The sequence below is a fragment of the Desulfococcus sp. genome, assembly GCF_041737845.1.
Taxonomy (GTDB): Bacteria; Desulfobacterota; Desulfobacteria; order Desulfobacterales; family Desulfococcaceae; genus Desulfococcus.
Map to the genome: position 1 here is coordinate 1 of NZ_JBGSQX010000057.1, position 2,121 is coordinate 2,121.

Genomic DNA, 2,121 nt, shown 5'->3' on the forward strand with positions numbered 1-2,121 from the left:
CTCCAGTTCCGTGCCTCCCGCCTGCAGGCGACGGGCCGCACCGGGCCGAAAGCGTGGCCAAGACCCGGCGGTGATCATACCACGGGGCGAGGAGCCGCGGGACTTCCGGCAGGGACGAAGGAGATCGGTCCGCCCGGGTCGGCCGCTCGCAGGAGGGGAACGGATCCCCGACCGGGTGGGAGATCGCGTCTTGTATACAATTTTTCGAAATCGCCGGATTCGTTCGTGCTACAATCAAGAGAAGCGGCCCGGGCCGGTTGCCTGCACTTCGGTGTCGGGTTTGCCCCGCCGGCCCCGGCCCTTCATTCCATGCACCCTGGAGCGCTCGCCGGCAGCCGACGCCGGCGGACCTGAGAGGCGAGGCCCCCCGCCAAAACCCCTGGCTTCGCCTCCACAGCCCGGGCGGCTCTCCGATGCTTTCGCAATCGCCCAGAGCCGCCCGGGCACTCTTTTGCGTCGGCGGCAGCGGCGTCCCGGGTGAGTTCGCGCGCCTCGGGCTGTCCCTGCCAGAAACTCCGTCCGCCTTGCCCCCGTGGCAGTTACGGTGAAGTGATCATAGCATGGCGCCCCATGCTGAAACTACTCCTGCGCGCCTGCATCTCGGGGCTGTGCTCCGGCCAGCAATTGGCCCCCGAGAACCTCGCCCGGCGACACCAGATCGAGATCCTGCAGCGAACGGCCGGACGACCTCGGCTGCGGGCCGCGGATCGGGCTCTGTGGGTCAGCCTGTCCCGGATCTGTCGAGCCGGAAGTCCGGGCTCTGACCTGGCGCCCTTTCATCCGCAACCACCTGGCCGAGATCGTCGCCATCGACTTCTTCGCCGTTGACCCATCCTCGGGTCCGGCGGGCCTCGCGGCCTCCGCTCAGTCGGCAGGGCCTGTCCGCACAGGGACGGATGGGATTATTGGCAGGCACAAGGGACAACCAACTTGACATTGCGGGAGATCTTGAGTAACTTCTCATATATGAGAAGTTTCTTTGAATCACCGGCCACCCCCCTCGGCCCGCTCCTGAGACGGCTCAGAACGCATAAAAAGCTGTCTCTAAAGGAATTATCAGAGATCCTGGGCACAAGCGAATCGGCAATCCATCGCTATGAGAGCGGTTGGGATCGCTTCGAACTCCGCACCCTTCGCCGGTTGGCGCGGGCTCTGGACGCTGACCTGGAAATCCGCCTGACGCCCCGCCAGGCCGTGGAATCCTCACCAGACACAGGAGACCTGGCCGCTCGCTTCGCCCCGCTGTTCTGGGACGTCGACCTCGTTGCCCAGCATCTCTTGGACAACCCACAGTGGGTGTTGCGCCGCGTCCTGGAGTACGGTGACCTGCAGCAGAACCGTCTGGCCAGGCGGTACTTCGGTGACGGGGCCGTCGCTGAAGCTGCGCGCCATCGCAGCCTGAACCCACGGGTCCGTCGTTTCTGGGAAGTCGTCCTCCAGCAACGGAAGGTCGGGGCATGAATCCCAAGGTCCTGCCGGCCGAAGCCTGGGCGGTGGTCAAGAAGCTTGGAAGTACGGACCTGCTGGATGGCTGGATCCTCGCTGGTGGTACCGCGCTGGCCTTGCAGCTGGGTCATCGCGTTTCGGTCGACCTGGACTTCTTCCACCACGGAGATTTCGCAGTGCCCCCGCTCAGGGAGGCCCTCGCCGGCCTCGGCAGGTTCGAGGTTTCGGCCATGGCACCGGGAACGCTGCACTGCCGCCTGGACGACATCCGCCTGACCTTCCTGCGCTCGGAGGTGCCTTTCCTCTACGAGCCCGTTCCTTACCGTGGACTCCACCTGGCGGATGTCCGTGACATCGCCGCCATGAAAGTGATCGCGGTGGCCGGGAGGGGAGCCAAGAAGGACTTCATCGACCTTTACGCCTATCTCGAGGCAGGGGCCAGTTTCCCCGACCTGATGGCCCTGGTGCAGCAACGTTACCGGAACACGGAATTCAACAGTAGGATCTCCCGACACGGAGAAAATTACATGTTGTCATAATCCTGGGTAAACAGTAGGATCTCCCGACACGGAGAAAGAAGGATCGATACTCCTGCCTCGCCACAGCTGTTTTCTCCAGCCTGCGGGCAATAACTTTTGAAAGGATTTAACAATGAAAAAGTTTTGTATCTTGGGC

The 2,121-nt window shown here is 63.4% G+C and carries 2 protein-coding genes; both read left to right on the top strand.

Annotation, left to right across the window (positions count from 1 at the left end):
• Nucleotides 1-930: 930 nt before the first annotated feature.
• Nucleotides 931-1,461, top strand: coding sequence for a helix-turn-helix domain-containing protein (locus ACEW8N_RS06325; protein ID WP_373498961.1), 531 nt, complete (start codon nucleotides 931-933; stop codon nucleotides 1,459-1,461).
• Entirely contained in the window at nucleotides 1,458-1,985 is a 528-nt protein-coding gene (locus ACEW8N_RS06330; protein WP_373498962.1) for a nucleotidyl transferase AbiEii/AbiGii toxin family protein, read from the top strand. Before ACEW8N_RS06325 ends, ACEW8N_RS06330 begins: the two co-directional genes overlap by 4 nt.
• The last annotated feature ends 136 nt before the right edge of the window (nucleotides 1,986-2,121 follow it).